Below are 26,323 nucleotides of genomic sequence, written 5' to 3' on the forward strand. Positions count from 1 at the left end.
GTGGCTTGGAGGCTGAGTGCGGTCAGTGCTCGTGAGTCGGGCTCTGGCAGCGCTGATCGTTTTCGGCAGGACAAACCCGCCCGGAACCGACATGCTGGGCGCATGTTCGGTGATCTGGAGTTGGCCGCGGTCCCGGCGCTGCTGCCCGCCGGGCCGCCGGGCGTCGAGATCCGGTTGGACGGGCTCGTCGTGGGCGAGTTGGAGCTGCGGGTCTGCCACGGTTGCCGGGTCGTCGTGCTCGAGCACGTTCGCGTCGACCGGCGGTGTCGTCGGCGGGGGCTGGCTACCTTGGCCGTCGGCCTGCTGCGCAGTTCCTGGTCGGACTACCGGTGGAGCGCTGGTCCGTTCGAGCTGACGACCGAGGCGCTCGGCTTCTGGCACTCCCTCGACGACTTGCGCGCCGAACCCGACGAGTGCGAGCACCTGCGCAACTGACGTCGCAGACTTGACTTCCAGTGCCCTCGAGCTGCCAGGTTGGGAGCATGGGAAAACACGCGAACGACGAATGGCGGATCGAGGACGTCGACCTCGACGGTTACTTGAAGCGGATCGGACACCCCGCGGTCGCGGGCCCGTCCGCTGCGGTGCTGCGCTCGCTGCACGAGGCACATGTCCAGGCCATCCCGTTCGAGGCCATCGACGTCGTGCTCGGTCAGCACCCCGGCATCGAGCTGGCCACCATCTACGACAAGCTCGTGGACCGGCAGCGCGGCGGCTACTGCTTCGAGCACGCGCTGCTGTTCGCGGCGGTGCTGGAGAAGCTGGGGTTCGACGTCGAGCGGCGGATGGCGCGGGTCCAGCCCGACCGCCCCGGCCAGCGGACGCACATGATGCTGCGCGTCCGAGTCGGGGGTGCCGACTACCTGGCCGACGTGGGCTTCGGCGCGGGGGTGCTGTCGCCGATGCCGTTCGAGGACGGCGCGGTGGTGGACCAGGCGGGCTGGCCGCACCGGTTGGTCCGGCGTGGTCCACTGTGGATTCTGGAGAAGGCGGGGGAGTCGGGCTGGGAGGCGCTGCACGCCTCCGACGAGCAGCCGCAGCGGTTCCCGGACTACGAGGTGGCGCACCACTACACCGCCACGCACCCGAGGTCTCCGTTCGTCGGCCAGCCGGTGGTGTTCCGGCTGGCGCCCGGGGTGAGCCGGAAGCTGGTCGGTGACGAGCTGACCGTGGAGTGCGCATCTGGCGAGGTCGAGGTCGTGAAGGTGGCGCCGGAGCAGATCGGGGACGTGTTGCGGGAGCTGGGGATCTCGTTGCCGGAGCAGGAGATCGAGGCGCTTCGGCGGGTTTTGAAATCCACAGTGGATCGGAGTTGACTTCGAGTAAGGTGGAAGTTCCATGATGTTCGGGACAGCTCGATCAACATGGGAGGAAACGATGTCCGAGAGTCGACTGCGCGTGGGCATCATCGTCGGCAGCACTCGGGAAGGGCGGTTCGCCCGGACCGTGGCCGACTGGTTCGCCGAGCAGGCCCGGCAGCACCCGGAACTGCAGGTCGACTTCATCGACCTGGCCGAGGCCGACCTGCCCGCGGTGATGCCGGGGGCGAAAACCCCGCAGGTGCGCGACTTCGCCGCTCGGCTGGACGCCGCCGACGGGTTCGTGGTGATCACGCCGGAGTACAACCACGGCTACCCGGCGCCGTTGAAGTCCGCCATCGACCTGGCGAACGCGGAGTGGCACACCAAGCCCGTCGGATTCGTCAGCTACGGCGGCATTTCCGGTGGGTTGCGGGCGGTGGAGCAGCTGCGGCAGGTCTTCGCCGAACTGCATGCGGTGACCGTTCGCGAAACGGTCAGCTTCCACGGTGCCAGCGCGTGCTTCGACGCGACGGGAAACCCCGAGGACACCAGCGGTCCGGCGGCTGCGGCGAAGGTGCTGCTGGACCAGCTCGTGTGGTGGGCGCGGGCGACATCGGAGGCGCGGATCCGGCGTCCGTACCGTTGAACTGCGCCAGTCGGCCCCTTGTCGCCGCCGTGGTAGCGGGCGAAGCTACACCCGGGGATGCTCGCCGGGGGAGGGGCGATGTGGTGGTTGCGCGCGTTCGGCACGTTGGTCGCCACCGTCGTCGTGCTGCTCGGCGGATTGGCCCTGCAGCCAGCGGGAACGAGCTCGGTGCCGATCGCGCAACCGCAGCCGCCACCACCTGAACCGCCGCCCGCGCCGCCGCCGGTCGGACCGCCGGTGCTCGCGGTGAAGGTGGACAACTCACCGCCGGCCCGTCCGCCGACCGGCATCGGTGCGGCCGACGTCGTGTTCGTCGAACCCGTGGAAGCCGGAATCAGCAGGCTGATAGCGGTTTTCGGCACCCGGAAGCCGCTGGTGGTCGGGCCGGTGCGCAGCGCCCGGCAGACCGATCTGCGCCTGTTGCCACAGTTCGGCCGCCCCGTGCTGGCGTTCTCCGGTGCTGCGCCGGAACTCCTGCCGGAGATCGACCGGGCGCCGGTGGTCAGTGCTTCGCAGGCGTCGGTGCCCGGTGCGTTCTACCGCGGTCCGGGGCAGGCGCCGCACAACCTCTACGTGCGGCCGTCGAAGCTGCCGGCGGGCGAGGGGTGGTCGCCGAGCGCGGCGTTGACGTTCGGTCCGGCGCCGGGTGATGGGGTTCCGACGAGCGGCGAGGAGGTCGCTTATCGGTCGGCGCGGGTGGGTTTCACCTGGTCACCGGGGGATCAGCAGTGGTTGGTGTCGATGGACGGCCGTCCGCACGTGGCGACCGACAGCGGACGTCTCGCGGCGAGCACCGTTGTGCTGCAAGAAGTTCCGGTATCGGACTCGCCGTTCAAGGACGTGGTGGGCAATGTCTCGCCATTGGCGGAGACCGTCGGATCGGGCCGCGCTGTGGTGCTCCGCGACGGCCAGGCCTTCGAAGCCCGCTGGAACCGCCCGGCCCCAGACCTCGGCACCACCTACACAACCCCGACCGGAACCCCGATCCCCTTCGCCCCAGGCCAAGTCTGGATCGCCCTCGTCCCGACGCAGTAGCCGGGCGTCCTTTCCACAGGTGGTGGCCCGTGAGCACTTTGTGGGGTATAGCGCCAGAAAGTGCTCACGGGTATCGGTGTTCACCCAGGGGGCGGATCAGGTGAGGTCGATCAGGGCTTGGACCGGGAGGTGGTCGGAGGGGAAGTAGCCGTCGCGGCGGAAGTCGTTGATCGCCGCTTGGTGCACCGAGACCTTGTCGTTGTGCAGGATCCAGTCGATGCGCTCCTTGCCCTCGACCGGATCGCCGTACCCGGCGAAGGTGCCCCAGGCCGGGGTGAGCTGGTGGTCCGCGGTCGTCCAGGCGTCGGCCAGGCCGCCTTCGGTGAGGATCCGGAAGGACTCCGAGCTGCCCGCCGCGGTGTTGAAGTCGCCGGTGAGCACCACCGGCAGCTTGGCGTCGAACCCGGCGATGCGCTCGGCCACCAGCTGCGCGCTGCGCTGGCGGGACGGCTCCGACTGGTGGTCGAAGTGGGTGTTGACGTGGGTGAACTCGCGCCCGCTGTGGCGGTCGTGGAAGCGCACCCAGGTGACCATCCGGACCACGTTGTTGCCCCACGACTTCGAGCCGATCATCGACGGGGTGTCCGAGAGCCAGAAGTGGTCGTAGTCCAGCGGTTCCAGGCGGCGGGTGTCGTAGTAGATCGACATGAACTCGCCGCGGCCACCGCCCTCGCGGCCCAGCCCGATCCAGTCGTAGAACGGCGGGACGTCTTGCAGAACGTCCTTGACCTGGCTGAACAACGCTTCCTGCACGCCGAACACGGTGGGCTGCTCGGTGCCGATCAGCTCGGCGAGGATCGGGCGGCGGATGCGCCACGAATCCGGGTCCGGCGGTGCGGCCTTCTTGTCGAAGCGGATGTTGAAGGTCATCACGTGCAGCTGCTGGCCCTTGGCCGGGCCGATCAGCGCCTTGCCGGCCGGTGCGGCCGCCGCCTGACCGGTGCCGAGCGCGCCGGCCACCGCAGCGGCTCCGGCCAGACCGAGCACACCTCGTCGGGAAACTCCTGACACAACGCCTCCTTCGTTTGCTTCTGAAGATCCTCTCGCGGGCCGGTCCAGTTTTCGTTGACCGGATGGCGAACATCGTCCGAATTTCCCCGGCGCCTGGATATTTCGCGTTGGCTGTCGGTGGGGGTGGCTAAGCTCGGTCACCATGAGCGATCGTCGTCTTCTGCTGGTGCACGCCCATCCCGATGACGAGGCCACCGCCACCGGCGCCACCATGGCCCGCTACTGCGCGGAAGGCGCCTCGGTTGCGCTGGTGACCTGCACCAGCGGTGAGCTCGGCGAGGTCATCGCCGACGACCTCGCGCACCTGCGCGGGAACCCCGAAGCGCTGGGCGAGTACCGGCGCGGTGAGATCAGTGCTGCGCTGGCCGAGTTCGGCGAGGTCCGGCACCACTGGCTGGGCGGACCGGGCCGCTTCCGGGACAGCGGGATGGTCGGCGAGGACGGCAACACCGCATCTGGTGCGTTCGCCGCGGCCGACCCGGCCGAGGTCACCCGTGCCATGGTCGAGATCCTGCGCGCCGAGCGGCCGCACGTGGTGGTCACCTACGACGAGAACGGCGGTTACGGGCACCCGGACCACATCGCCGCGCACCGCGCCGTCATGACCTCCCTCGAACCGGCCGCCGACCCGGACTACGCCCCGGAGCTCGGCGAACCGTGGGAGGCGCCGAAGGTGTACTGGACGACGCTGCCGCGTTCGATCCTCAAGCAGGTCGAGGAAGCGGGCGTGGAGGGGTTCGAGCCGTACACGGTGCCGGACGAGGAGCTGACCGCGATGGTCGACGGCCGCGACTTCCACGCGGCCAAGATCGCTGCGCTGCGCCACTACCGCAGCCAGGTCAACCTCGACGACGGCGAGTTCTTCGCCAAGCTGGTCCTGCGCCCGGAGTTCGCCCTGGAGCACTACCTCCTGGTCCGAGGCGACCGAGGCCCCGGCACCGGCCCCCACAACTGGGAACCAGACCTCTTCGCCGGCCTCTCCTGACGGCTCGTGAGTGGCAGTGGCGGCCATCGCCACTCACGACATGGCGACCGCCTTGCTCAGTTGTTGGCCGGGCGTTGGGCGGGGATCGGGTGCGGGGGCCAGGGGCCGAGTTCGGGGAGGGGGCCGGACGGGGTTTCTTGCGGGGTTCGGCCTGCTAGCCAGGCTGCCAGGTCGTGGGCTCGGCCGGCGATCTCGGTGGGGCCGGTCGACCACGTCCGATCACCGTCGCGGAGGGTGAATCCGTCGGGGAGGCGGGGGAGCAGGAAGTCGATGGCGTGGTGGGCGAACTCCGGGGTCCACCGGTCCGGGCCGACTCCGACGTCCAGGTCGACCAGGTGGATCCAGACCTCGCGCCAGCGCATCCGCACGATCCCGGCGAGGTCGCCGTTGCGGAACCGCACCGGGCGCTTCCAGTCCGACTCCGCCGCCTGCGACCAGACCGCCTCCAGCGCCGTGCTGTGCCGGGCGAGCCGGGCGCGGTGCTCCTCGGCGTTGTTGCCAGCGAGTCCTTCGATGATCGCGTCGCGTTCCTGCTGGCCGCCGTCGTAGGCGTCGACGAGCTCGCCGCGCAGCGCGTGCGCGGAGACCCGTGCGAAGGCCCGCGCGTTGTCCGTCAGGTGCGCCAGCACGTGCCCGCGGCTCCAGCCGGGGAGCAGCGACGGAGCGGCGACCTGTTCGTCGGTCAGGGCGGAGATGGCCTCGAGGAGGTACTGGTGACCCTCGACGACGGCGCTGAGCGGAAGCCTCACGCGCGGCGATCCTAGACCCCGCTGCCGCGAGCCGGGATCACTCCGGCGTGTAGCTGCGGTAGGCGGCGACGAGCTGAGCCTCGGCGGCGTCGAAGTAGCCCTCCAAGCGGTCGGCCGCCTCCTGTACCTGCCCAGCGCTGATCAGGTCCGCGATCTCCCGGTGCGGTTTCAGGTACGGCTCGTGGAGCTCGCGCGGCCGGGACATGCGGTGGAACGCCAGCCGCAGCTCGGCGAGCAACCGACGCATCGTCTCGTTGACCCGCGGGCTCTCAGCCAGCGCCGCCAGCGCTTCGTGGAATCGCATGTTCGCGGTTCCCACGTCCCACCAACGCTCTTCCGCGGCCGCGCGCTCACCCTCGGTGACCGCCTGATCCACCGCAGCTACCAGTTCCGGCCGTGCCTCAGCCGCCCGGCGCACCGTGCTGATCTCCAGCAGTCGGCGGATGCGGTAGAGGTCGATCACGTCCTCGTCGCTGAGCACCCGCACGAACACGCCGCGGTGGAACTCGTGCACCAGCAGCCGCTCGTGCACCAGCAGCCGGAACGCTTCGCGCAGCGTGTTGCGCGATACGGCGAGCGCACGGCCTGCGCTTTCCTCGGACAGCCGGGTGCCCGGCGCGAGTGCGCCGTCGATGACCCGCTGGCGCAGCAGATCGGCGACGCGCTCGGCCGTGCTCGTGCGGTCGAGCAGCGACCGGTCGGCCGCCAGGAGGTCCGCCCAGGGATCCACCGTTGGCAATCCAGCTCCCCATGACGCCGGTTCAGTTGATCTCGAGTGTAACGAGAAAATTTTCACGCAGGGTATTGCCGGATTGTTGAACAATTCTCTATGTTGTCTCGAACCGCCTACTCGTGCGGTCTCAAAGTCGACGTTCCCCCAACCGGCCCCGGTCGGTGCACAGCTGATCGGAGTGCCATGGCTGAAACGACGACGGTCGAGAAGGGATCCTCGGCCGCCAAGCGGAGCACCCTGCTCGGCGCGGTGTTCCTGATGGCCACCAGTGCGATCGGGCCCGGCTTCATCACCCAGACCACTGAGTTCACCATCCAGCTCGGTGCCGCGTTCGCCTTCGCGATCCTGGTGTCGATCCTGGTCGACGTCGCCGTGCAGCTGAACGTCTGGCGCGTCATCGGTGTCTCCGGCATGCGGGCGCAGGACCTGGGCAACAAGGTGGTGCCCGGCCTCGGCTACGTGATGGCTGCGCTGGTCGTCTTCGGCGGGCTGGTGTTCAACGTCGGCAACATCGCCGGCACCTCGCTCGGCCTGGACGCGCTGATCGGCATGGACGCCAAGATCGGCGGCACGCTGTCCGCGATCATCGCCATCGGCATCTTCCTGAGCAAGAAGGCCGGCGCGGCCATGGACCGCATCGTCGTGGTCCTCGGCGTGGTGATGATCGTGCTGACCGCGTTCGTCGCGTTCACCTCCGCGCCGCCGGTCGGGCAGGCGCTGAAGGAAGCCGTGCTGCCCAGCGACGTCGACTTCCTGGCCATCACCACGCTCATCGGCGGCACCGTCGGCGGCTACATCACCTACGCCGGCGCGCACCGCCTGGTCGATGCCGGCGTGACCGGCCCGGAGCGGATCGTCGACGTCAGCCGCAGCTCGGTCGTCTCGCTGCTGGTGACCGGCGTGATGCGGACGGTGCTGTTCCTCGCAGTGCTCGGCGTGGTCGCCGGCGGCGTGGCGCTGACCTCGGACAACCCGACCGCTGAGGCGTTCCAGCACGCTTCCGGTGAGATCGGCATGCGGCTGTTCGGCATGATCCTCTGGGCCGCCAGCATCACCTCGGTCGTCGGCGCCGCCTACACCTCGGTGTCGTTCCTGGTGACCTTCTCGCCGAAGCTGGCGCGCGCCCGCAGCTGGCTCGTGGTGGGCTTCGTCGCGATCTCCGCGGTGGCGTTCCTGCTGCTCAACCAGGCCCCGACCACGCTGCTGGTGCTGGCCGGAGCGCTCAACGGGCTGATCCTGCCGGTCGGCTTCGGCGTGCTGATGTGGGTCGCCGCCCGCCGCCGCGACCTGCTTGGGGGATACCGCTACCCGAAGTGGCTGCTGATCATCGGTGCGGTCGCCTGGCTGCTGACTCTGTACTTGGGATACAACTCGCTCGGCGGCATCGCCGCGCTGTGGAAGTGAGATGGGCATGGACCTCAACTCGGACCTCGCGGAGGGCTTCGGACGCTGGGAACTCAGCGATGACGAGGCGCTGCTGCGCATCGTGACCAGTGCGAACGTCGCCTGCGGTTTCCACGCCGGGGACGCCACGGTGATCCGCGACGCGGTCGAGCAGGCCGCCAAGCAGGGCGTGGTCGTCGGCGCGCAGGTCAGCTACCGCGACCTGGCCGGGTTCGGCCGCCGCTTCATCGACGTCCCGCCGCGCGAGCTGGCCAACGACGTGATCTACCAGATCGGTGCGCTGGCCGGGTTCGCCCGCATCGCCGGGACCGAGGTCGGCTACGTCAAGCCGCACGGTGCGCTCTACAACGCGATCGTGCACCACGCCGACCAGGCCGCCGCGGTGGTCGAGGCGGTGCGCGCCTACGACCCGTCGCTGGCGGTGCTCGGGCTGCCGGGCTCGCAGTGGCTGGAGCAGGCCGAACGGGCCGGGTTGCAGGTGTTCCGCGAGGCCTTCGCCGACCGCGCCTACACACCGGAGGGCACGCTGGTGCCGCGGCGCGAGCCCGGTGCGGTGCTGCACGACCCCGAGCTGATCGCGCAGCGCTGCCTGCGGTTGGCGGCCGGGGAGCCGATCGAGGCCGTCGACGGATCGCTGATCCGCGTCGAAGCCGACTCGATCTGCGTGCACGGCGACAGCCCGGGCGCGGTGGTCATCGCCGAATCCGTTCGGGACCAGTTGGTCGCCGGTGGTGTCGAGCTGCGGCCGTTCGTCTTGCGAGGTCTGTGATGAGGTTCTTGCGGTGCGCTGACTCGGGCCTGCTCGTCGAACTGGCCGACCTCGAAGCCGTGCAGGCGCTCTACGCCGCGCTCGCCGAGGCGCCGCCCGAGGGGGTCAAGGACCTGGTCCCGGCAGCGCGGACGTTGCTGCTGCACCTGGATCCGCAGCGCGCCAACGTGGCCTCGATCGAGGCCGCGGTGCGCGAGGTGGAGCCGCACGGAACCGCTGGTGGTGACGGTTCTTTGGTCGAGGTGCCTGTCGTCTACGACGGCGCGGACCTCGCGGAGGTCGCGAAGCTGACCGGACTCACCGAGCGCGAGGTGGTGCACCGTCACAAGAGTGCGGTGTGGACGGTCGCCTTCGGCGGCTTCGCACCGGGTTTCGGCTACCTCGCCGGTGGCCCGCCGGAACTCGCGGTGCCGCGTCGGACCGAGTCGCGGACCAAGGTGCCGCCCGGATCGGTAGGGCTGGCCGGTGCGTTCAGCGGCATCTACCCGCGTGAATCGCCCGGCGGCTGGCAGCTGATCGGGCGCACCGATCTCGAGATCTGGCGGACGGACCGCAATCCGCCCGCCCTGCTGCGCCCGGGTGTGCGGGTGCGTTTCCAGGAGGTCCGATGAGCTGCATGGAGGTGCTCGCCACCGGACCGCTCGCAACCGTCCAGGACCTGGGGCGGCCGGGGCTGGCGGGGATCGGCGTCGGCCCGTCCGGCGCGGCCGACGGCGGCGCATTCCGGCTGGCCAACCGGCTGGTGGGCAACGACGAGGGCGCGGCGGCGATCGAGGTGACCTTCGGCGGGCTCGAGGTGCGCGCCACCCGGGATCTGACCGTCGCGCTGACCGGTGCGCCGTGTCCGATCACAGTGGACGGCCGTGGCGCTGCGGCGAACTCGGTCGTGCGGGTTCGCTCGGGTGCGGTCCTGAAACTGGGTCTGCCCGACCGGGGTTTGCGCAGCTACCTCGCCGTGCGCGGGGGCATCGACGTCGAACCGGTGCTGGGTTCGCGGGCCACCGACGTGCTGGCCGGGCTGGGACCGGAACCGCTGTCACCGGGTGCGGTGCTGCCGGTGGGCCCGGCGCCGCAGCAGTTCCCGCGGGTGGACCTGGCGCCGGTGGCGGCGTGCGCGGCTGACGAGATCACGCTGCGCGTGGCGTTCGGACCGCGGCACGACTGGTTCACCGAGGACGCGCTGACGGCCCTGGTCAACAGCCCTTACGAGGTCACCGCGGACAGCAACCGGGTCGGCATGCGGCTGGCCGGACCGGCGCTGGAGCGCAGCCGCACCGACGAGCTGCCCAGCGAGGGCATGGTTCCCGGCGCACTGCAGGTGCCGCCGTCGGCGCGGCCAACCCTGTTCCTGGCCGACCACCCGGTGACCGGCGGGTACCCGGTGATCGCCGTGGTCGTCGCCGCTGACCTGGACAAGGCCGCTCAAGCCCGTCCCGGACAGCGAATCCGCTTCCGCCGCAGCTGATGGTCTTCCAGCCGGGGTTTCGTGAGATCCGGCCCGCATGATGACGAGGAGTTCTGCGATGACGAACCCGCAGGAGATGTCCCCGGAGCAGGCCCGCGCCGCGTTCCGCGCCGGACTGCGCGTGCCCACCTCGGGCTACAGCGCCGGGTGGACCCAGGCGAACCTGATTGCCCTACCGCGCGAGTTCGCCTACGACTTCCTGCTGTTCGCGCAGCGCAATCCGCGATCCTGCCCGGTGCTGGACGTGACCGAGCCCGGTGAGACCAGCGCCGGGATCTTCGCCGGGGACCTGCGCACCGACCTGCCCGCCTACACCGTCTACCGGGACGGCGAACTGGTCGAGGAGCGGACGGAGGTCACCGACCTGTGGCGGGACGACTTGGTGTCGTTCCTGATCGGCTGCAGCTTCACCTTCGAGGCCGCGCTACTGGAGGCAGAGGTCCCGGTGCGCCACATCGAGGCCGGCAGCAACGTGCCGATGTACCGGACGAACCGCGAGTGCCGCCCGGCCGGTCGGCTGTCCGGGCCGCTGGTGGTCTCGATGCGCCCGGTCCCGGCCGAGCTCGTGCCCGACGCCGTCCGCGTGACCTCCCGCTACCCGTCCGTGCATGGCGCGCCGGTGCACGTCGGAGCCCCGGAAGCGCTGGGCATCGCCGACATCGACCGGCCGGACTTCGGCGACGCGGTGGAGATCCGCCCAGGTGAGATCCCGGTGTTCTGGGCCTGCGGCGTGACCCCGCAAGCAGCGGTGATGCAGTCCAAGCCGCCGTTCGCGATCGGCCACGCCCCGGGCCACATGGCCATCACGGACTCCCGGGACAGCCGCTACCTCGTGCCGTAGCGGGATGGGGCGGCTGGAGGGCTCGCCGTGCTGCTGGTGGTGATGTTCCCGGCGAACGTCCACAAAGCACTCGTCGGCACCTCGGACGCGTTGTTGCCGCGCACGTTGACGCAGGTCGTCCTCCTGACGGCGGCGGTGTCGGTTGTCGTGCACCACGTTCGCCGGGCACAACCGTCCGAACTGGACTGAATTCTCGGGACTCGGCCGAATACCGCGTTTCCGGTGCTTCGAGGTTCGTGCATTCTGCGGTGTGGCAGCCGCCGTTCCGGCTGTTGACTCCTGATGCGGAGCTGGCAGGCGGAACGAGGAGGTTCGCGCGGTGGCGCATTCGGGGCGATTGGGCCGGAAGTTGGCGGTCGCGGTGAGCGCGCTGCTGGTGGGCGCCGGGTTGCTGGCGGTACCCGCCGCGGCTCAACCTGCCAGCGCCCCACCGGTTTCCTGGAAGAAGTGCAAGACCAAGGACCTGAGCGGGGTGCCGATCACGCAGTGGCACCTGTTCACGTGCGCCACCTATCCGGTGCCGATCGACCACGACGACCCGAGCAAGGGCACCGTCGAGCTGGCGATGATGCGGCGCGCGGCGACCAAGCCGGACGAGCGCATCGGGTCGCTGTTCATGAACCCGGGCGGTCCCGGCGGCAGCGGGTACAACCGGCCGACGACGGCGGGCAACCGCTTGAGCTCCCAGGTGCTGGAGCGCTTCGACATCATCGGATTCGACCCGCGCGGGGTGAACCGCAGCACTCCGCTGCGCTGCTTCAACTCAGCCAATAAGGCCGATGACGTGATGAGCCGGATCTCGTCGGTGCCGGTTACCGTCGAGCAGATCGACACCACCATGGGCGCCTACCAGGACTACGGCCAGTCCTGCGAGAAGAACGCCGGCGAGCTGCTGCGGCGCATGTCGACCAAGGACGTCGCGCGGGACCTGGACCTGATGCGGCAGGGCGTGGGCGACGAGAAGCTCAACTACGTCGGCTTCTCCTACGGCACCCTGCTGGGCGCGACCTACGTCAACCTGTTCCCGGAGCGCAGCCGCGCGATCGTGCTCGACGGCAACGTCGACCCCGGCCTGCGGACCTCCGACGGCATCGAGCACGACCGCGAACGCGCGCAGGGCTTCGAGATCACGCTGGACGGATTCTTGCAGCGCTGCGCCGAGAACCCGGACAAGTGCGCGTTCGGCGACGGCGATCCGCGGGCGAAGTTCGACGAGATCCGCGACCACCTGCGCGAAGAGCCGATCACCATGCCCGACGGCACGGAGATCACGCTCGACCAGTTCAACGACAGCACCGGAAGCGCGCTGTACGACCCGGAGAAGTACAAGCAGGTCGCCAGCGACCTCGAGTCGATGTACCGCCAGCTGCACCCGAAGCCGGGGCTGGTCCCGGAACTGCTGACGGTGCTGAACGTGCCGACGCAGCTGGGCAAGCTCGATGCGCCGCCGGACGCCGCCTCGGACTACGTCGATGACAGCTACTTCGCGGTGAACTGCACGGACAAGCCGTTCCCGCACGAGCCCGAGCAGGTGCCGGGCATTGCGGCGAAGTGGGAAGCGGAGTCCTCGACCTTCGGCCGCTCTCAGGCCTTCAGCGACCTGGCGGGCTGCTCGCTGTGGCCGGAGACGAGACAGGACGTCTACCGCGGGCCGTGGACGCACCAGGCGGAGAACCCGGTGCTGCTGTTCGGCAACCGCTACGACCCGGCGACCCGCTACGAGTTCGCCCGCCGGATGGAGCAGCAGCTGGGCAATGCGCGTCTGGTCACCGTCGACGCGTACGGCCACTGCATCCTGGGGCGCAGCGCCTGCGCGGACGCGTTCGCGACGAACTACCTGATCAACCTGGAAGTTCCGGAGCCCGGCCAGGTCTGCCAGCCGAACAAGCAGCCCTTCAGCTGAGCCTTTTCGGCCTGATCGGTGACCGCATCCGCGACACCCTGACCAGGCGGGCGAGTCAGGGTGTCGCCAAGCGCCGGTAGGCGCTTTCGGGCCCACCTGAGCAGCTGGCACCGCCGCGGGTTCTCAGACGTCGTCTGGCGAGGACAGCCCGTTCGCCGTGTATTGGACGAAAAGTCCCCCGCCCGAGGAGAGGGACGGGGGACTTCTTCGTTGGGGTCGACGCGCCGGTCGCCTCTGCGGCGAGTGGCGCGACGCGGCTCCAGCCGAACGGTGTTCCGCGAAGGCGTTAGTTGAGGCCCGGGGGACACGGGCGCATCGACCAGACCGTTCAACGGGCGGGTGGGGTCTGGTGTTCCGACCTCCGCTGTGAGCCGCCCCTCACCCGGTCGAGACCTCCCGACACGCGACGGTTCGATCCTTGACTGCCGGGTTCGCGCCGCGGCCGATCCTAGCTTCGGGGCATGGATTTTCACGACGAGATTCGAGTCGGACAGCACACCTACGGCATCAACGCGAAGGGTGAATCCGCTGGCGAGGACCAGCCGGCCAGCGTGGCGGTGGAGTTCACCGGCGCGGACGCCGACGGCCGCGTGGTGGCGGAGGGCAACCTGCTGATCGCTATCGACGGCTTGGGTGATGCCAGCGCGTTTTTGACCCGGACCCTGGACGCTCTGGCGGCGTTGCACGCTCCGCCGGGGCGCTCTCGAAGTCGACCACGCCCACCGAACGCCGGGCGGCCGTGGACCGATGCCGACGGCGAACTGCTGCGCGAGCGGTGGTTGAGCGCGCTCGGTGAGTCGGCGGCGCGGTTGGCCGGGGAGCTCGCCGAGGAGCTCGGCCGCACCCGTGCTGCGGTGCGCGCCCAGCTGCCCCGGCTGGGCTGCGACCCGGACGTGCCGGGGCGGCCTCTCGGGCAGACCTGACATCGGCGCAGGTCATGGCCGACCCTGCCGAATTCCGAATTTCAGCGGTTCGCAATCGGGGAAACATCGATTGGTTCGGCGAATGATCGGTTTGCGGCGCGACGGAAGCTTTGTTTGGAGAATGGGAATAATGAATTGAACTTCGGCGTTCGAGATGCGGTTTTGATTTCTCGGAGAAAGGAGATGTTGTTCCGGATCGGAGAAGGGGAGTAGTCCGCAATATCGCGGTCGACATGCTGGTGCCCGTTCGGTGCGCACCCGGTCGCGGGGCCTTGGATTCGAGGTGGGCGAGACCTTCGGCCCGGCAATGGCATGCCGGGCCGAAGATGCTGCGCGCCTTCGTCCTGGCCGTGATGTGAGGTGGACGTTCATCGTGCTGGGCGGTCTTGCGCTGAGTTCCGTGGCGATCTCCGTAGCCGAACCCGGGGACGAATCCCAATTGATGGCAATGACCTTCGAGACCCGCTATCGCGCGTGGCAGGCGCTGATCGGTGATCCGCTGCGGCGCAGCGGCTCTCTTCGCGATCTTCGGTGTCTGGCTGATCATCGACGCCGCGCTCGTTCTCGCATGACGCCGGCTCCTTTCCGGGCCGGGAACGTCCATTGAGGTCTTTCCCGTCGACGATGCGGGGTTGAACGTGAAAAGCGGGTGCGACGCCGATCGGCATCGCACCCGCTTTTCCGGATTCAGCTGCTCGTACTGCTAATCAGGAAGAGCAGTGCTCCTGGTGGCGACGTTCAGCACTTCTCGAAGGTGCTGGGGGCGGAGCGGTAGATGGCTCCGGTGGAGCTGGTCGTCTCAGTGTAGACCTGGACGGTGCCGCCGGTGTTGCACGGAGCCTTCGTGATCAGCTGGACCTCGGTGCCGCTCTGCGCCAGCTCACCGATCACCTTGGGCGTCGCGTCCTTCTGGGCCACGACGATGCGAACGTTGACCGTCGCCGTGTTGGTGCAGCCGGTGCGCCCGCCCGTGGCGACCAGGTTGTCGCCTTCGCGTGTCGGGTGGTTGGCGAAGAGCGCGCACGCCGGGAACTGTTCCGGGGCGGCGGCGATCGCCGGAACAGCGGGCGCGAGCGCGAACGCGGAGAGCGCGGCCGCAACGCCGAACATGACGGGTGAACGTCGCATTCCGATGCCTTCTTTCTGACTGTTGAAATTGCCAGCAGGGGGCATCGAGGAGTCGATCACCCGGCTTGATCGCTGTCAATTCGAGGTCGATTGGAGCGGAATTTTTCACCCGGCCGAGTAAGGTCATTCGGCGTGTTGTCGCCCGTTTAGGTTCTGTGCATTGTTCGAGACAGAAAAATATGAATCCTGATCATGTCCTAGCCTCGCTGCAAAATCTGCAACAGCTCTGTTACTCTTGCGCGTCGGTCGATGGGGATGCGGATGTCCAAGACGGTGGCCAAGACGATCGCGGAGCTGGCCCGGGAACTGGGCGTGCACACCTTCACCCGCTTCACCGAGCGCACCATCACCGACCCGACCAGGCCGAGTTCGGACCGCTGGTGCACTGCACCGGGGTTGCGATCCCGGATTCGACCGGGCAGCTGGGCGCGGCGATCTCGCTGACCACCGTCCGGGCCGCGGCCGACCAACCTGCGGTGGACAACCCGCTCCACCGAATGCGGGAGGCGGTCAACGCGATCGCCACCGCGCTCGGCCGACCGCTGAGCTGAGAGTCTGTTGGCGAATGCCGTCCGCGTTTTGAGAGGCGGCGTCAGCCGCTTGGACCACCTATGCAGGGTGACCGCGGGTTCTGAGCGGTTTCCTGGCGAGGACGGCCCCTCCGCCGTGTGTTGGACATACATCAGGAGGGGCACCGGCAGTCCAGGGAACCTCTCAGGTTCCGCTAAGCGACCACCTGAGCAACGCAACCACCAACAGGCTCTGAGGCGCTCGAGTGATCGAGGGAAACTCCCGGCAACCCGTGACCCCGGAAAACGGTGTTCGTTAGCAGGATGATCGGTGCTACCCGGGAGAGGAATCGCGATGAGCTGGATGATCTACGGCGCGAGCGGCTACACCGGCCGACTGGTCGCAGACCTGGCGATCGACCGCGGCGAACGCCCGGTGCTGGCCGGTCGGGACCCGGCGAAGGTCGCTGAAGTGGCCACTCCGCGCGGGTTGCCCTACCGGGCCTTCGACCTCGCGGATCCGGACGCGGTGGATGCGGGTCTGAAGGGCATCGACGTCGTCGCGCACTGCGCCGGGCCGTTCTCGGCGACGTCGGCGGCGATGGTCGACGGCTGCCTGCGCGCTGGTGCGCACTACCTGGACATCACCGGCGAGATCGACGTTTTCGAGTCGGTGTTCGCGAACCACGAGCGCGCCCGCAGCGCCGGAGTCGTGCTGCTGCCCGGTGCCGGTTTCGACGTGGTGCCAACCGATTGCCTGGCCGCGATGGTCGTCGCCGAACTGCCCACCGCGACGCACTTGGACCTGGCTTTCCAGACCAGCGGCGGGATCAGCGGCGGCACCTTGAAGAGCGCGCTGGAGGGAGCGGCGCTGGGCGGTCGCGCCCGCATCGACGGTGAGGTGCGGGAGGTGCCGATGGCGTGGCGGCGACGGGAGGTGCTGTTCCCGTCCGGTCCGCGGCGGGTCACCTCGCTGCCTTGGGGCGATGTGAGCACGGCCTACCGCAGCACCGGAATCGCCAACATCACCACGTTCGCCCACCTGCCCGGACTGGACCGGGCGGGGCGCCGGTCGAGTCGGTTGTCCCAAGCGCTGATAAGCAATTCCGTGGTGCAGCGGCTGGGCAAGGCGGCGATCAGCGCTGTCGTGAGCGGTCCCGGCAAGAGCGCCAGGTCGCGCAGCTGGGTCGAGGTGTACGCCGAGGTCACCGACGACGCCGGGCGCAGCGTCTCAGCGGCGCTGATCGGCCCGGACACCTACGACCTCACGGCCGACTCGGTCCTGCGCGCGGTCAACGCCCTGCAATCCGAACCGCCGGCACCCGGTGCCCACACGCCGTCCACGGCCTTCGGCCCGGACTTCATCCGCCGCCTGCACGGAATCCGAATCATCGAACCAGCCCGCAGCTGACCGCTCCGTCACCCCAGGGGCGGTCAATTTCGCGAGAAATTGGCCACCTCCCGTCGCGGCCCGGGGTCAGGTGGGGAGGAGGCGGAGCATTCCTGTGGGGGCGGCCTCGGCTGCTAGGAATTCGAGGTGGGGGCCTTCGCCGGAGGTTGGTTGCAGGGAGGCGAATTCGTCCCGGTCACCGACGAGGTCCATACCGGTGGTTTCGGCCCAGGCGCGGGCCTGCGCGCGCGGGTTGGCGGTGTCGACCACGATCGCGGCAACCGGGCCGGTGCGCGCGTAAGCCTTGCGGGGTTCGAGCACGCACAGTTCGTTGCCCTCGACGTCGGCCATCACCACCCAGGGCACGTCGCTGCTCTGGTCGATGTCGGCGAAGTGGGCGCCGGCGTTGAACAGCCGCTCGACGATCTTGTTCTGGTCGTTGTGCGATTCGCTGCGCAGGTCCAGGTGCACGCCGTTCTTGCCGACCTTGGTGGTCGAGCTGGGCACGAACCGCAGTTCGACGCCGGCACCAGAAGGGTGCACGGAGTTGTCCGCGTCGAGGTGCCAGTCGAGGACGTCAGCCCACCAACGCGCGAGCCGCTGCGGCTCCCGCGCCGAGAACTCCACGACGACCGACGCCATATTCGAAAGCTACCTCAGCGCCGCGTGCGGGGAGCGGTGAAAAAGAGTTGGCGGACTTCGGTCCCGGTGGGCGACGCTGTTGGTCATGCTGATTCGTGACGCGCGCCCGGACGACTGGTCGGCGATCTGGCCGTTCATGCGGGACATCGCGGCGGCCGGGGAGACGTTCTCCTGGGACCGCGACATCTCCGAGCAGAGCGCCCGGGAGCGGTGGTTCCCGGAGCTGCCGGGACGCACGGTGGTCGCGGTCGAGGGCGATTCAGTGCTCGGCACCGCGGTGTCCGGGCCGAACCACGAGGGCCCGGCCGCGCATGTCGCGACTGCGAGCTTCATGGTCGACCCGGCGCACGCCGGGCGCGGTGCCGGGCGTGCGCTGGGGCGCCACGTGCTGGATCAGGCGAGGGCCGACGGATTCCGCGCCATGCAGTTCAACGCCGTGGTGGAGACCAACACCAGAGCCGTAGCCCTGTGGCAGTCCCTGGGCATGGAGATCGTCGCAACGCTCCCGCAGGCCTTCCACCACCCCGTGCACGGCTACGTCGGCCTGCGCGTCATGTACCAGCTGCTGTGAGCCCGGTTCGGAGGTCGTCGAGGAGGGTCGGCAGCACGACTTCTTCCTCGACGGCGCGGGCCGCGGTGGACATGAGCTCGGCCAGTGCCGGATCCCACGGGGTCGGCACCGGAGTTCCGACGAGGTTCGGCAGGTCGGTGCGCTCCGCGGCCGCCCGGTCGACGGCCTGGCGGTAGTCACCGGCTGACATCCGCCAGGGCTGGACGTCGTGGTGCTCCCAGAGCGACCGCGTGATGCCGATGCCCGCCCAGTCGAAGTCGCCGTGGTGGTGCAACGTCGCGCCGTCGGAGATGAGCCGGCCCAGCAAGGTCAGCGCGACCGGCGACGGGTGTCCCGACACGCACACCACGGGGTGTTCGATGCGTTCTGCCGCAGCGGACTCCAGCACTCGCGGGTTCTCGCACACCGCGACGGCGGTACCGGGTTCGACCAGCCGGGGCGGAGCGGTGCGCAGGTCGAGGTGGGTCAAGTGCGTCGGCAGGCCGAGCTCGGACCGCTGCCGGACGATGCTCGACCAGGCATCCGGGCCGATCAGCGGCAAAGCCCAGCTGAGCACGGTCGAGGACACCGCGTCGAGGGTGACGCCGCAGCGCTCCCACAGCGCGCGCCGTTCCCGCTCGTTGCTCGGCGATTCGACCCCGTGCGCCAGCGCGGCGGCTTTGAGCACGACCCGGCTCAAGGTCGTGCCGTTGTCCAGCTGGTATGCGGCATTGACGCGCGCCGCGAGTTCACCGCGCGAAGTCCACACCTCGGGCGCGCGGCCCAAGGAGATCCGGGCGAGCACGCCGGCCGCGTGCCGCGCGACGGTCGGCAGTTCGTCCGCGGCGACCCGGCCGTACTGGTGAATCCACTGCATCCACGGCGCAACCCAATCCGCGTCAGCAAGCCCCTGCTCGTCCAGCGCGGCTCGCAGCGTCCCGACTGTCTGCTCCTGCAGCTCATCCCGAGAGCTCGACTCGCGCTGGACCACGGGCCGCCCGTGCAAGATCTCCAGAACTTCCTCGAGCCCCAACCCGAATCCGCGCTGTCGAACAGCAGCGTCCAATTTGGACACATTGATCCGGGTGCCCATTCCCATCATCGGACGCCCGTAAACCTCACCCACGGCCCGCTGCGCCTCAGCGTCGGGCAGTTCCAACCGGAACGTCGCCGCAGGCTTCGGCGCCTCCAACGCTTCCCGCGCCTGCTCCCACAACCCGCGCAAGGCATCGACGCCCCACACAGCACGAACGTCGTCCGCAACCCCCACGGAAAATCCTCCTACGATCTAGCTCAGAGCACTGTTCGCCCTGGTAAACGCACGTGAGTACTTCGAGGCGCTGTAGCACCCCAAAGTACTCACGAGCAATGACCTGCAGAAACGGAGACTTCTTCTAGACGTCGCTGCGGTCCAACGTTGTTCCGGTCCACGTCGTGTGGGTGCAGGCGATGCCGTGGCCGCTTCGGGGGCGGAGGACATCGTAGATGTGCATCTTCGGGATCTTCGGCGAGACTCCCCAGCCGCTGGGCCAGGTGATCAGCCAGTCCATGTCCAGGTCCACCAGCAGGCCCAGCATGCGCGCGATCGTCGGGTCGTCCAGGCGCTCGAACGCTTCGTCCAGCAGGACCAGGCGCAGCGGGCCTCGACCGTCGGAGGACACGCTGACCGCGTCGTAGAACGCCGCCGCGGCTGCGAACAGCGTCACGTAGGAGATCAGGCGTGTTTCACCGGAGGACAGCTGGCGCAGGCGTCGCACCCGCGGCTTGCCGTCCGGGCCGGTGTCGCGGACCCGCACGGTGAACGCGAACCACGAGCGGTAGTCCAGCGCGCGGGCCAGGATTTCCGCGTAGCCGCCTGAAGTGCTGTCCCGCTCGGCCTCGATGAGGTTGGTGAACACCCGCCGCAGCAGGGCGTCCTGGTCGTCGCTGCGGTCGGCGAACGGGGTGCGCACCAGGTCGATGGCCTGCTTGATGTCCTCGCCCAGCGCCGCCGACGGCTGCCAGTCCAACTGGACGTGCACGCCCTGGCTCGAGCGGGCTCCGTCGAGCACCTCGTTCATCCGCTTGCACAGGTCCTCGGCGATGGACATCTGCCCGCGCAGGCGTTCGGCCAGGTCGCGGATCAGGTAGTCGGCGAAGATCGACTGGTAGCGCTCGTTGAGGTAGCCGCGCTGCTCGCCCAGCCGTTCGCCGACCCGGCGAGCCGCTTCCGCTACCGGCTGCGGGCCTTCCTCGCCGGTGACGGTCACAGTGAGCAGGCCGTGCTGGTCGGCGGCGGTGATGTCGTAGTTGCCGCTCAGCGAGTGCTGCAGGGTCTGCAGCCGGTTGAGCACAGTGGCCTCCGACGATCCGCGCCGCTCGGCGTCGGTGAGCAGCCCGGCGGCTTCGCCGAGGTCGGTCGGCATCTCCTCGGCGACCTCGGCCGCCGACCACAGACCGGGGATGCGCAGGGCCTGCTGGAAGATTTCGGTGGCCGAGGACGCGTCCTGCTCGCGGCCCGACAGTTGGGACTGCTTGTTCTCCAGCTGGGTTTCCAGCCGCGCCGCGGCCTCGCGCAGCGAGCTGATCTGCTCCCGCGCCTGCGGCAGCTGCTTTCGCAGCCCGGCACGTTCGCGCTCGAACGCGCTCACCTTGTCGGAGATCTCCTGCGCCTCGCCGCCGACGGCCTCGGTCAGCTCGGCCAGGCCGGTGGCCTGCTCGGCGTACACGGCGCAGCGCTGCTCGGCCTGCGTCTCGGCTTCCATCCGGTCGGCGATGGCGACGTCGTGGTGCAGCGAGATGCCCTGCAGGTCCGCCAACGTCGGCAGGCAGCGCGACTCGATCGCATCGCGCAGCGCATCGATCCCGCTGCGGGCGTCGATGGCCGCCCGGTGCGCGGCGTCGAGGGCCCGCGTGTCGGCGGGCAGGTCGGCCTCGCCGGCCGAACGAACCAGCTCGGAGTGCGCGGCCTGCCAGCGCTGGTCGGCGCTTTCGTGTTGTTCGCGCAGCTGCACGACCTTGTGCTCGCTGTCGGCTGCCGCCTCGATCGCGGTGGTCAGCTTCGCGTGCGCGGTGAGCAGGTCGCCGTCTTCCGGGTAGGACTCCAAGTACTGCTCCAGCTGCGCCGCGTGCTCGCTCGCTTCGCGGTGCCGCCGCTCGCCGTCGCCGACCTCGGCGCGCAGCCGTGACAGGTCTTCCTCCAGCTCCGCGATGCGCCGCGCGCGGGCCGCTTCGCGGGCGCCCGCTCCGACGTACTCGGCGGCGTCCTTGCACCACGAGCCGGACAGCACACCGGTGCGCCAGGTTCCGGTGACCGACACCGACAGTCCTGCGCTGCCATCGGTCGACACCGAGGACAGCAGCGCGGCGACCCGCTCCGGCGGGATCGGGCAGTCGGTCACGGTGGCGGGGGTGAGCAGGTCGGCGAGGGTGCCACCGGTGCTCGGGTCCGCGGGTTCGGCGAGCAGGTCGGCCAGGCCGGGCACCGCGCCGTCGGCGGTGACCCACGCGTTGAGCAGGCCGCTGGACTGCAGCGCTGCTTCCAGCCCGGCCCGGTCGTCGGCGCTCACGGACGGCTGGAAGTCGACCAGCTCGTAGAAGGCGCGGCCCTGGCTCGGATCCCGATCGGCGTCGGCCCAGTCTGGGCGGGTCGGGGTCTGCTCGTGACCGGCGCGCAGCTCGGCCAGTTCCTTCTCGCGGATGCGGGAATCCGCACGCAGTTGGGAGATCTCCTGCTCGACGGCGGAGACCTGACGGCGCGCTTCGTGCAGCTGCGGCCGCGCCCAGCGTCGAGCCTCCTCGCGGGCCTGCCGGGTCGCGGTCCGGTTTTCGGAGAGTTCGTCGGCGGCGGGCGGTTCCGGCGCCGGTTCCTCCACAGTGGACGGCCACTCGGCGGTCCACTTCTGCGCGCGCTCCACCCAGACCGCGGCCGCGTCGGCGAGCTCCTGCTGGGCCTGGTTGCGCCGCCCGGCCGCTTCGGTCGAGGTCAGCTGCGCCTGCCGGGCTTGCCGCTGCAGCTCGGTGACCTTGTCCTGTTCGGTGTCCAGCTCCACGGCCTGCTGGTGCAGTGCCAGCGTGAGCGCCGAACGCTGTCGGGATTCGGCGGCGATGTGCTGCGAATTGTCCACCACAGCGCGAAATTCCGCGGCCAGCGAATCGGCGTCGAGCTGCGGTGCGACGGCGCGCTGCACGGCCTGCGGCACCGCGTCGGGCTCCGGCGAGGTGCGCACCTCGGCCTGCTCGGCGCGCACCTCCGCGGCCGGAATCGTCGGCGGCCCCGGCACCAGCGAACCGTCCAGACCAGCGGTGGACAGCTGCTGAGCTGCCCGCGCCGCCGCCTGACCGGCCGCTTCGGTGTCAGCGGACAACCGCCGCAGCACACCCACGACCGACTCCGCCGACCGGTGTTCCTGCGCGCGGTGCTTGGCCGCGGTGTCCAGCGCGGAAACCGCCGAGCTGCGGGCGCTTTCCACCAGCTGCTCGCGGTCGCGAAGGTTCTGCAGCTCGGAGTAGGCGGGATGCGAGCGCAGGGCGTCGATGCTGGATTCCAGCTCGGCCTCGCGCTGCTCCAGCTCGGCGATCGTCTGCTGCGCGACCTCGCGGTCGTGCTGCTTGCCGGCGACCTGCTTCTCCAGGGTGGCCAGCTCCTTGCGCAGCGACCGGAGCTTCTGCTGGGCGGTGCGCATCGCCTCGGCCCGGTCGCGCAGCGCGCCGAACGCGTAGCCGGAGTAGGTCGACAGGAACGCGGTGAGCGCCTTGTCCGCGCCGGTGAGCCGGACGATGTTCTCCCGGATGGACTCCAGATCGTCGAAGGAGGTGGCCAGCCGCTCGATCAGGCCCGGGTCCAGCGGCGGCAGCGCGTCGGAGAGGATCTGCTCCAGCTGCCCCTCCAGCACCTTCAGCCCGACGTCGGGGTTGCGCAGCGTGCGCTGCAAGTGCAGCAGGTCGCCGTAGCGGGCGGCGGGCACGCCGTAGACGGTGGCCGCGACCTTGGCGCGGAACGCCTGGTCGTCCAGCACGCAGTCGGCGCCGAGCAGGTCGCGCAGCTGTGCCGAACCCAGCGGCACCCGGTCCGCGCCGACCAGGTACAGGTTGATGCCGACCCGGCGGCTGGTGATGAACCGCCACGAGTCGCTGATCGACTGCGAGGTCTTGGACGCCTTCACTCCGACCCCGCAGGTCAGGAATTCCTCGCCGCCGTAAGGGGTTTCGCGGCGCAGCTCGATCCAGGCGTAGCCGATCCGGTTCGGCCCGCCCGGGTACTCGTCGAGCATCAGCCGCCGGATGCTGACCGTGTCGAAGCCCTTGGAACCCAGCTGCCGCAGGTCGCCATCCAGGCACAGCGGCAGCAGCAGCTCCAGGGTCCGGGACTTGCCGGAACCGTTGGTGCCCTGGAAGATCGCCCGCCCGCCGTCGAGGTCGAAGGTCGTCTCGGCGTACTGCCAGATGTTGACGATCCCGCCGCGGTGCAGCCGCCAGCGGTTCGCCGCGGGCTCCGTGCTTTCGTGGCTCACCGCTGTTCCCCTCGCATCTCGTCGAACATCTCGTCAAACAGGGACCAGCCCTCCGGCTCGGGGGCGGGTGGCGGCTCCGGTTCCCGGTTGGTCGCCGGAGTGGCGTCCGGCTGCGGCAGCCATCGGTGCGCGGCCGGGCTGAGCAGCCAGCTCCCGTCGGCTTTCTGCAGCAGGCCGAGCCGCTGCAGCAGCCCGACCACCGAGTGCACCAGGTCCTGGTGGTCCTCGGTGGCCTGCCGGGACCACGCGGCCGGGTAGGCCTCGATCAGCTCCCGGCACACGCCGGTGAGGTCCTGCCAGGTCACCGGGTGCTTGCCTGCGGCGTCCGGGTCCGATGTGGACAGCAGCTCGGGCAGCGCCAGCAGCGCGATGCGGGCCACCGTGCCGGGGCCGGGGAAGGCCAGGTCGCTCAGGTAGTCCTCCGGGTCGCAGACCACCACGCCTTCCGCGCGGCACTCGCTGACCAGCCCGAAGAACCGCTCCAGCAGCCGGGATTCGCGGGTCACGCGCTCGCGCAACCAGCTGGACTGCTCGGGCGGGAGGTCGCTGTAGAGCACGACCGGGTCCTCGACCAGCCGCCGCCGCACCGCGTGCTCCAGGTTGCGGGGCCCGGCCGCGCAGGCCAGCTCGATCAGCTGCTCGGGGCTCTCGGCCTCGGCCAGCGGGCCGGCGACGAGCTGCCCGAGCATGTCGGTGTCGATGGTGATCAGCGCTTCCGCCGACGACTCGGCGGTGACCGAGCCCTCGGTCTCGGTGATCACGCCCAGCGCCACCAGCTGCCGCAGCGCTGCGGTCAGCGCGCGCCGGTCCGCCGGATCGTCGACGACCGGGATCTCGGCCTCAGCCGCCGCGGCGCGTACATCGCTGACCAGGCGCGAGAGCAGCACCTGGCGGCCAATGCCGGTCAGCGCGGCCAGCGTCAGCGCCAGGTAGGCGTAGCCGCGCGGGGTCAGCGACGCCTCGCCGCGGGTGGCGTCCTCACCGGTGCCCGTCTTGTACAGCCGGGCGAAGCGGCGCTCCACCACCAGCCGGTAGCCCAGCAGCGAGGAGAACACCTCCTGGAGCACCGCGCGCTGCCGGTAGATCATCGGCAGCAGGGCGCCGTCCGTGCCGTCGGCGCGCAGCAGCGGACGGCGCAGCAGCACGCGCGCGCAGCGGACCACGTTCGCCGCGTCGATGTCCGGGAACTCGTCGAAGGTCGTCGTGCTCATCGGGCGGTCTCCTGCTCTTCCGGGATCGCGCCGTCCCCGGCGAGTTCCAGCACCGTGTCGCGCAGCACCAGCACACCGGACGCACTGGTGATCTCGGTGTGCTGCCCCTCCACCGGGCGCACGGTGACGCGCAGCCGGTGCACCGGGTCGAGCGCGGTGCCCTGCTCGTCGGAACCTTCGCGCTGCGCCATCGCCAGCGTCAGCAGCTCGCACAGCACGCCCAGCGCGTCGGAGGAGAGCTGCTGCTCGGCCAGCCGCGTACCGGCCGAGGCGAGCTCGGCGACCGCCGCGCTGCGCTTCTGGTCGGCCTCGCGGGCCTGGGCCAGCAGGGTTTCCTCGGTCATCGGGTCGTCGAGGACCCGCGACGTCCGGCCCCGGGCGCCGCGGTCGCCGCGGCTGCGCACGCTGACCGTGACGTCGAGCACCGGGCCGTCGCGCCAGGAGACCTTGTCGTTGTCGGTGTCGTAGTCCGGTGCGGGCTGCAGGTGGCGGGCCGAGTGCAGCCCGAACGCCGACGAGTACAGCCGGTGCGCGGTGGCCTCGTCGGCACCGTCGAACCACTTCGCCAGCTTCAGCAGCTCGCCCCGGCGACCGGGAACCAGCCCACCGCCGGAGGTGGCCCGTTTCACGCTGGCCAGCAGCGAGCCGATGGCGCGGGCGGTGGCCTCGCGCAGCGCGGCGACCTGGCTGGGGCGGCCGGGCGAGTCCACGAACCAGTCGGTGAGCTCCTGCCAGTCCGCCGCGGTGCGCCCGCGCGCCCGCTCCACGTCGGTGCCCAGCTGGTCGGCCGGTCCGAGCAGGCGCAGCAGCTCGCTGCGGACCCCGGCCAGCCCGGCCAGCGACCCGGCGATGGTCTCGGTGTGCCGCAGCACGTCCTCGACCACCATCTGGATGTACTCGACCAGCAGGTTGCGGAATCCGGAGATCTCGTCCGGCGCCAGCTGGTGACGGGTCACCACCTGGCCCAGGTAGGCGTAGAAGTCGCGAACCGTGGCGGCCAGCTCCGCGTGCTGCAGGAACACCGTGGTGACCTGCTCGGCGAGCCGCTCCCGAGCCACCCGCGCGGCCTTCGCTCGCGGATCGCGGCTCTCTGCGGTCAGCGCGTCGGACAGCGCGGTGCCGATCCCGGCCAGCCCGCGGTCGATGGCGGGCAGCAGCTCGCGGGACACCTCGCGCGCGCCCTCGGGCACCCGCAGCAGCGCGTCGACGTCCCGCTGCACGCGGACCGCGAGCTTGCTGACCTGGTAGCGCACGCTGCCGTGCTGGAACTCGGCGATGCTCGACGCGATCGTCTCGCGCCGGCCCACCACCAGGTTGCCCCACTTCACCAGCCGCTTGAGGCGGTCGATGACGGTGTCCACATCGGACTCGCCGGGCGCCACCCGGCCCTCCCGCTCGGCAGCGGCCAGCGCCGCGCCCACCTCGCCCGCGGACAGGTCTGCCAGCAGCGTCGAGGTGAACAGCCGCATGATCGCCAGGTAGGTGCGATGCTCGGGCGCCTGCAGGTAGGCGAACAGCTGCAGGCGCTGTCCGTCGTCGGGGGTCTGCTCGAGAGCGTGCGCAGGCACGTCCGCCGCGGTACCCGCGACGCCCGCGCGCAGCACATCGGCTTCGTGGTCCGGGGCCGTCACGGTCC

General features: G+C 70.0%; 26 protein-coding genes. 17 read left to right on the plus strand and 9 right to left on the minus strand.

Features of this window, described 5'->3' with window-relative positions:
- The first annotated feature begins 102 nt into the window (after positions 1-102).
- The 4 genes from ACWCO2_RS15855 to ACWCO2_RS15870 all read left to right on the plus strand — a co-directional run bounded on the left by ACWCO2_RS15855 (position 103) and on the right by ACWCO2_RS15870 (position 2,982).
- The gene (locus tag ACWCO2_RS15855; RefSeq protein ID WP_450128460.1) at positions 103-435 is read left to right on the plus strand and encodes a hypothetical protein; all 333 of its coding nucleotides are present in this window, start codon (positions 103-105) and stop codon (positions 433-435) included.
- A 47-nt stretch (positions 436-482) separates the two neighbouring features.
- A complete protein-coding gene (locus ACWCO2_RS15860) occupies positions 483-1,316 on the plus strand; it encodes an arylamine N-acetyltransferase family protein (protein WP_450128461.1) in 834 nt (277 codons plus the stop codon).
- 61 nt (positions 1,317-1,377) lie between these two features.
- Positions 1,378-1,947 carry an NADPH-dependent FMN reductase gene (locus ACWCO2_RS15865; protein WP_450128462.1) on the plus strand — a complete coding sequence of 190 codons (570 nt, stop codon included), beginning with the start codon at positions 1,378-1,380 and terminating at the stop codon, positions 1,945-1,947.
- 78 nt (positions 1,948-2,025) lie between these two features.
- Positions 2,026-2,982 carry a DUF3048 domain-containing protein gene (locus ACWCO2_RS15870; protein WP_450128463.1) on the plus strand — a complete coding sequence of 319 codons (957 nt, stop codon included), beginning with the start codon at positions 2,026-2,028 and terminating at the stop codon, positions 2,980-2,982.
- A 96-nt stretch (positions 2,983-3,078) separates the two neighbouring features.
- On the opposite strand, the gene ACWCO2_RS15875 is transcribed toward ACWCO2_RS15870, so the two are convergent.
- A complete protein-coding gene (locus ACWCO2_RS15875) occupies positions 3,079-3,993 on the minus strand; it encodes an endonuclease/exonuclease/phosphatase family protein (protein WP_450128464.1) in 915 nt (304 codons plus the stop codon).
- Positions 3,994-4,153: 160 nt separating this feature from the next.
- Here ACWCO2_RS15875 and mshB point away from each other — a divergent pair, with 160 nt between their 5' ends.
- On the plus strand, positions 4,154-4,978 hold the full coding sequence (gene mshB, locus ACWCO2_RS15880) for an N-acetyl-1-D-myo-inositol-2-amino-2-deoxy-alpha-D-glucopyranoside deacetylase (RefSeq protein WP_450128524.1): 825 nt from the start codon (positions 4,154-4,156) through the stop codon (positions 4,976-4,978).
- Positions 4,979-5,034: 56 nt separating this feature from the next.
- On the opposite strand, the gene ACWCO2_RS15885 is transcribed toward mshB, so the two are convergent.
- A complete protein-coding gene (locus ACWCO2_RS15885) occupies positions 5,035-5,727 on the minus strand; it encodes a maleylpyruvate isomerase family mycothiol-dependent enzyme (RefSeq protein ID WP_450128465.1) in 693 nt (230 codons plus the stop codon).
- A 37-nt stretch (positions 5,728-5,764) separates the two neighbouring features.
- Positions 5,765-6,466, minus strand: a complete 702-nt coding sequence (locus tag ACWCO2_RS15890) for a GntR family transcriptional regulator (RefSeq protein WP_450128466.1) — start codon at positions 6,464-6,466, stop codon at positions 5,765-5,767.
- A 177-nt stretch (positions 6,467-6,643) separates the two neighbouring features.
- Here ACWCO2_RS15890 and ACWCO2_RS15895 point away from each other — a divergent pair, with 177 nt between their 5' ends.
- The 9 genes from ACWCO2_RS15895 (at position 6,644) to ACWCO2_RS15935 (ending at position 14,372) form a co-directional block, all read left to right on the plus strand.
- Entirely contained in the window at positions 6,644-7,864 is a 1,221-nt protein-coding gene (locus ACWCO2_RS15895; RefSeq protein WP_450128467.1) for an NRAMP family divalent metal transporter, read from the plus strand.
- Between the two features lie 7 nt (positions 7,865-7,871).
- A complete protein-coding gene (locus ACWCO2_RS15900) occupies positions 7,872-8,633 on the plus strand; it encodes a LamB/YcsF family protein (protein ID WP_450128525.1) in 762 nt (253 codons plus the stop codon).
- The gene (locus ACWCO2_RS15905) at positions 8,633-9,244 is read left to right on the plus strand and encodes a 5-oxoprolinase subunit B family protein (RefSeq protein WP_450128468.1); all 612 of its coding nucleotides are present in this window, start codon (positions 8,633-8,635) and stop codon (positions 9,242-9,244) included. Before ACWCO2_RS15900 ends, ACWCO2_RS15905 begins: the two co-directional genes overlap by 1 nt.
- Positions 9,241-10,098, plus strand: coding sequence for a 5-oxoprolinase subunit C family protein (locus ACWCO2_RS15910; RefSeq protein ID WP_450128469.1), 858 nt, complete (start codon positions 9,241-9,243; stop codon positions 10,096-10,098). The genes ACWCO2_RS15905 and ACWCO2_RS15910 overlap by 4 nt, the downstream gene beginning before the upstream one ends.
- 58 nt (positions 10,099-10,156) lie before the next feature.
- On the plus strand, positions 10,157-10,939 hold the full coding sequence (locus tag ACWCO2_RS15915) for a putative hydro-lyase (RefSeq protein ID WP_450128470.1): 783 nt from the start codon (positions 10,157-10,159) through the stop codon (positions 10,937-10,939).
- A gap of 27 nt (positions 10,940-10,966) precedes the next feature.
- Positions 10,967-11,128: a hypothetical protein gene (locus tag ACWCO2_RS15920; RefSeq protein WP_450128471.1), complete on the plus strand. Its 162-nt coding sequence runs from the start codon at positions 10,967-10,969 to the stop codon at positions 11,126-11,128.
- A gap of 130 nt (positions 11,129-11,258) precedes the next feature.
- A complete protein-coding gene (locus tag ACWCO2_RS15925; RefSeq protein WP_450128472.1) occupies positions 11,259-12,842 on the plus strand; it encodes an alpha/beta hydrolase in 1,584 nt (527 codons plus the stop codon).
- 461 nt (positions 12,843-13,303) lie between these two features.
- Positions 13,304-13,765, plus strand: coding sequence for a hypothetical protein (locus ACWCO2_RS15930; protein ID WP_450128473.1), 462 nt, complete (start codon positions 13,304-13,306; stop codon positions 13,763-13,765).
- Between the two features lie 283 nt (positions 13,766-14,048).
- Positions 14,049-14,372: a hypothetical protein gene (locus ACWCO2_RS15935; RefSeq protein ID WP_450128474.1), complete on the plus strand. Its 324-nt coding sequence runs from the start codon at positions 14,049-14,051 to the stop codon at positions 14,370-14,372.
- 131 nt (positions 14,373-14,503) lie between these two features.
- Here ACWCO2_RS15935 and ACWCO2_RS15940 read toward each other — a convergent pair whose 3' ends face one another.
- The gene (locus ACWCO2_RS15940) at positions 14,504-14,953 is read right to left on the minus strand and encodes a hypothetical protein (RefSeq protein WP_450128475.1); all 450 of its coding nucleotides are present in this window, start codon (positions 14,951-14,953) and stop codon (positions 14,504-14,506) included.
- Between the two features lie 320 nt (positions 14,954-15,273).
- On the opposite strand from ACWCO2_RS15940, the gene ACWCO2_RS15945 reads away from it, so the two are divergent.
- Entirely contained in the window at positions 15,274-15,444 is a 171-nt protein-coding gene (locus ACWCO2_RS15945) for a hypothetical protein (RefSeq protein ID WP_450128476.1), read from the plus strand.
- Positions 15,445-15,757: 313 nt separating this feature from the next.
- Positions 15,758-16,813, plus strand: coding sequence for a saccharopine dehydrogenase family protein (locus ACWCO2_RS15950; protein WP_450128477.1), 1,056 nt, complete (start codon positions 15,758-15,760; stop codon positions 16,811-16,813).
- 66 nt (positions 16,814-16,879) lie between these two features.
- On the opposite strand, the gene ACWCO2_RS15955 is transcribed toward ACWCO2_RS15950, so the two are convergent.
- Complete coding sequence (locus ACWCO2_RS15955; RefSeq protein ID WP_450128478.1) at positions 16,880-17,434, minus strand: VOC family protein; 555 nt, start codon at positions 17,432-17,434, stop codon at positions 16,880-16,882.
- Between the two features lie 85 nt (positions 17,435-17,519).
- Here ACWCO2_RS15955 and ACWCO2_RS15960 point away from each other — a divergent pair, with 85 nt between their 5' ends.
- The gene (locus ACWCO2_RS15960; protein ID WP_450128479.1) at positions 17,520-18,005 is read left to right on the plus strand and encodes an N-acetyltransferase family protein; all 486 of its coding nucleotides are present in this window, start codon (positions 17,520-17,522) and stop codon (positions 18,003-18,005) included.
- On the opposite strand, the gene ACWCO2_RS15965 is transcribed toward ACWCO2_RS15960, so the two are convergent.
- From ACWCO2_RS15965 to ACWCO2_RS15980, 4 genes are all read right to left on the minus strand, one after another.
- On the minus strand, positions 17,986-19,254 hold the full coding sequence (locus tag ACWCO2_RS15965; protein WP_450128480.1) for a TIGR02679 family protein: 1,269 nt from the start codon (positions 19,252-19,254) through the stop codon (positions 17,986-17,988). The genes ACWCO2_RS15960 and ACWCO2_RS15965 overlap by 20 nt on opposite strands.
- Positions 19,255-19,378: 124 nt before the next feature.
- Positions 19,379-23,476 (minus strand): TIGR02680 family protein, encoded by a 4,098-nt coding sequence (locus ACWCO2_RS15970; RefSeq protein ID WP_450128481.1) that lies wholly within the window; start codon positions 23,474-23,476, stop codon positions 19,379-19,381.
- Complete coding sequence (locus ACWCO2_RS15975; protein WP_450128482.1) at positions 23,473-24,687, minus strand: TIGR02678 family protein; 1,215 nt, start codon at positions 24,685-24,687, stop codon at positions 23,473-23,475. Before ACWCO2_RS15975 ends, ACWCO2_RS15970 begins: the two co-directional genes overlap by 4 nt.
- Positions 24,684-26,318, minus strand: coding sequence for a TIGR02677 family protein (locus ACWCO2_RS15980; RefSeq protein ID WP_450128483.1), 1,635 nt, complete (start codon positions 26,316-26,318; stop codon positions 24,684-24,686). The genes ACWCO2_RS15975 and ACWCO2_RS15980 overlap by 4 nt, the downstream gene beginning before the upstream one ends.
- Positions 26,319-26,323: the final 5 nt, after the last annotated feature.

It is taken from the genome of Saccharopolyspora sp. NPDC002376, from assembly GCF_053593195.1.

Coding starts and splice junctions, on each gene's coding strand:
- ACWCO2_RS15855 (WP_450128460.1), top strand. CDS start 103: ATGTTCGGTGATCTGGAGTTGGCCGCGGTCCCGGCGCTGCTGCCCGCC.
- ACWCO2_RS15860 (WP_450128461.1), top strand. CDS start 483: ATGGGAAAACACGCGAACGACGAATGGCGGATCGAGGACGTCGACCTC.
- ACWCO2_RS15865 (WP_450128462.1), top strand. CDS start 1,378: ATGTCCGAGAGTCGACTGCGCGTGGGCATCATCGTCGGCAGCACTCGG.
- ACWCO2_RS15870 (WP_450128463.1), top strand. CDS start 2,026: ATGTGGTGGTTGCGCGCGTTCGGCACGTTGGTCGCCACCGTCGTCGTG.
- ACWCO2_RS15895 (WP_450128467.1), top strand. CDS start 6,644: ATGGCTGAAACGACGACGGTCGAGAAGGGATCCTCGGCCGCCAAGCGG.
- ACWCO2_RS15900 (WP_450128525.1), top strand. CDS start 7,872: ATGGACCTCAACTCGGACCTCGCGGAGGGCTTCGGACGCTGGGAACTC.
- ACWCO2_RS15905 (WP_450128468.1), top strand. CDS start 8,633: ATGAGGTTCTTGCGGTGCGCTGACTCGGGCCTGCTCGTCGAACTGGCC.
- ACWCO2_RS15910 (WP_450128469.1), top strand. CDS start 9,241: ATGAGCTGCATGGAGGTGCTCGCCACCGGACCGCTCGCAACCGTCCAG.
- ACWCO2_RS15915 (WP_450128470.1), top strand. CDS start 10,157: ATGACGAACCCGCAGGAGATGTCCCCGGAGCAGGCCCGCGCCGCGTTC.
- ACWCO2_RS15930 (WP_450128473.1), top strand. CDS start 13,304: ATGGATTTTCACGACGAGATTCGAGTCGGACAGCACACCTACGGCATC.
- ACWCO2_RS15950 (WP_450128477.1), top strand. CDS start 15,758: ATGAGCTGGATGATCTACGGCGCGAGCGGCTACACCGGCCGACTGGTC.
- ACWCO2_RS15955 (WP_450128478.1), bottom strand. CDS start 17,434: ATGGCGTCGGTCGTCGTGGAGTTCTCGGCGCGGGAGCCGCAGCGGCTC.
- ACWCO2_RS15960 (WP_450128479.1), top strand. CDS start 17,520: ATGCTGATTCGTGACGCGCGCCCGGACGACTGGTCGGCGATCTGGCCG.
- ACWCO2_RS15975 (WP_450128482.1), bottom strand. CDS start 24,687: ATGAGCACGACGACCTTCGACGAGTTCCCGGACATCGACGCGGCGAAC.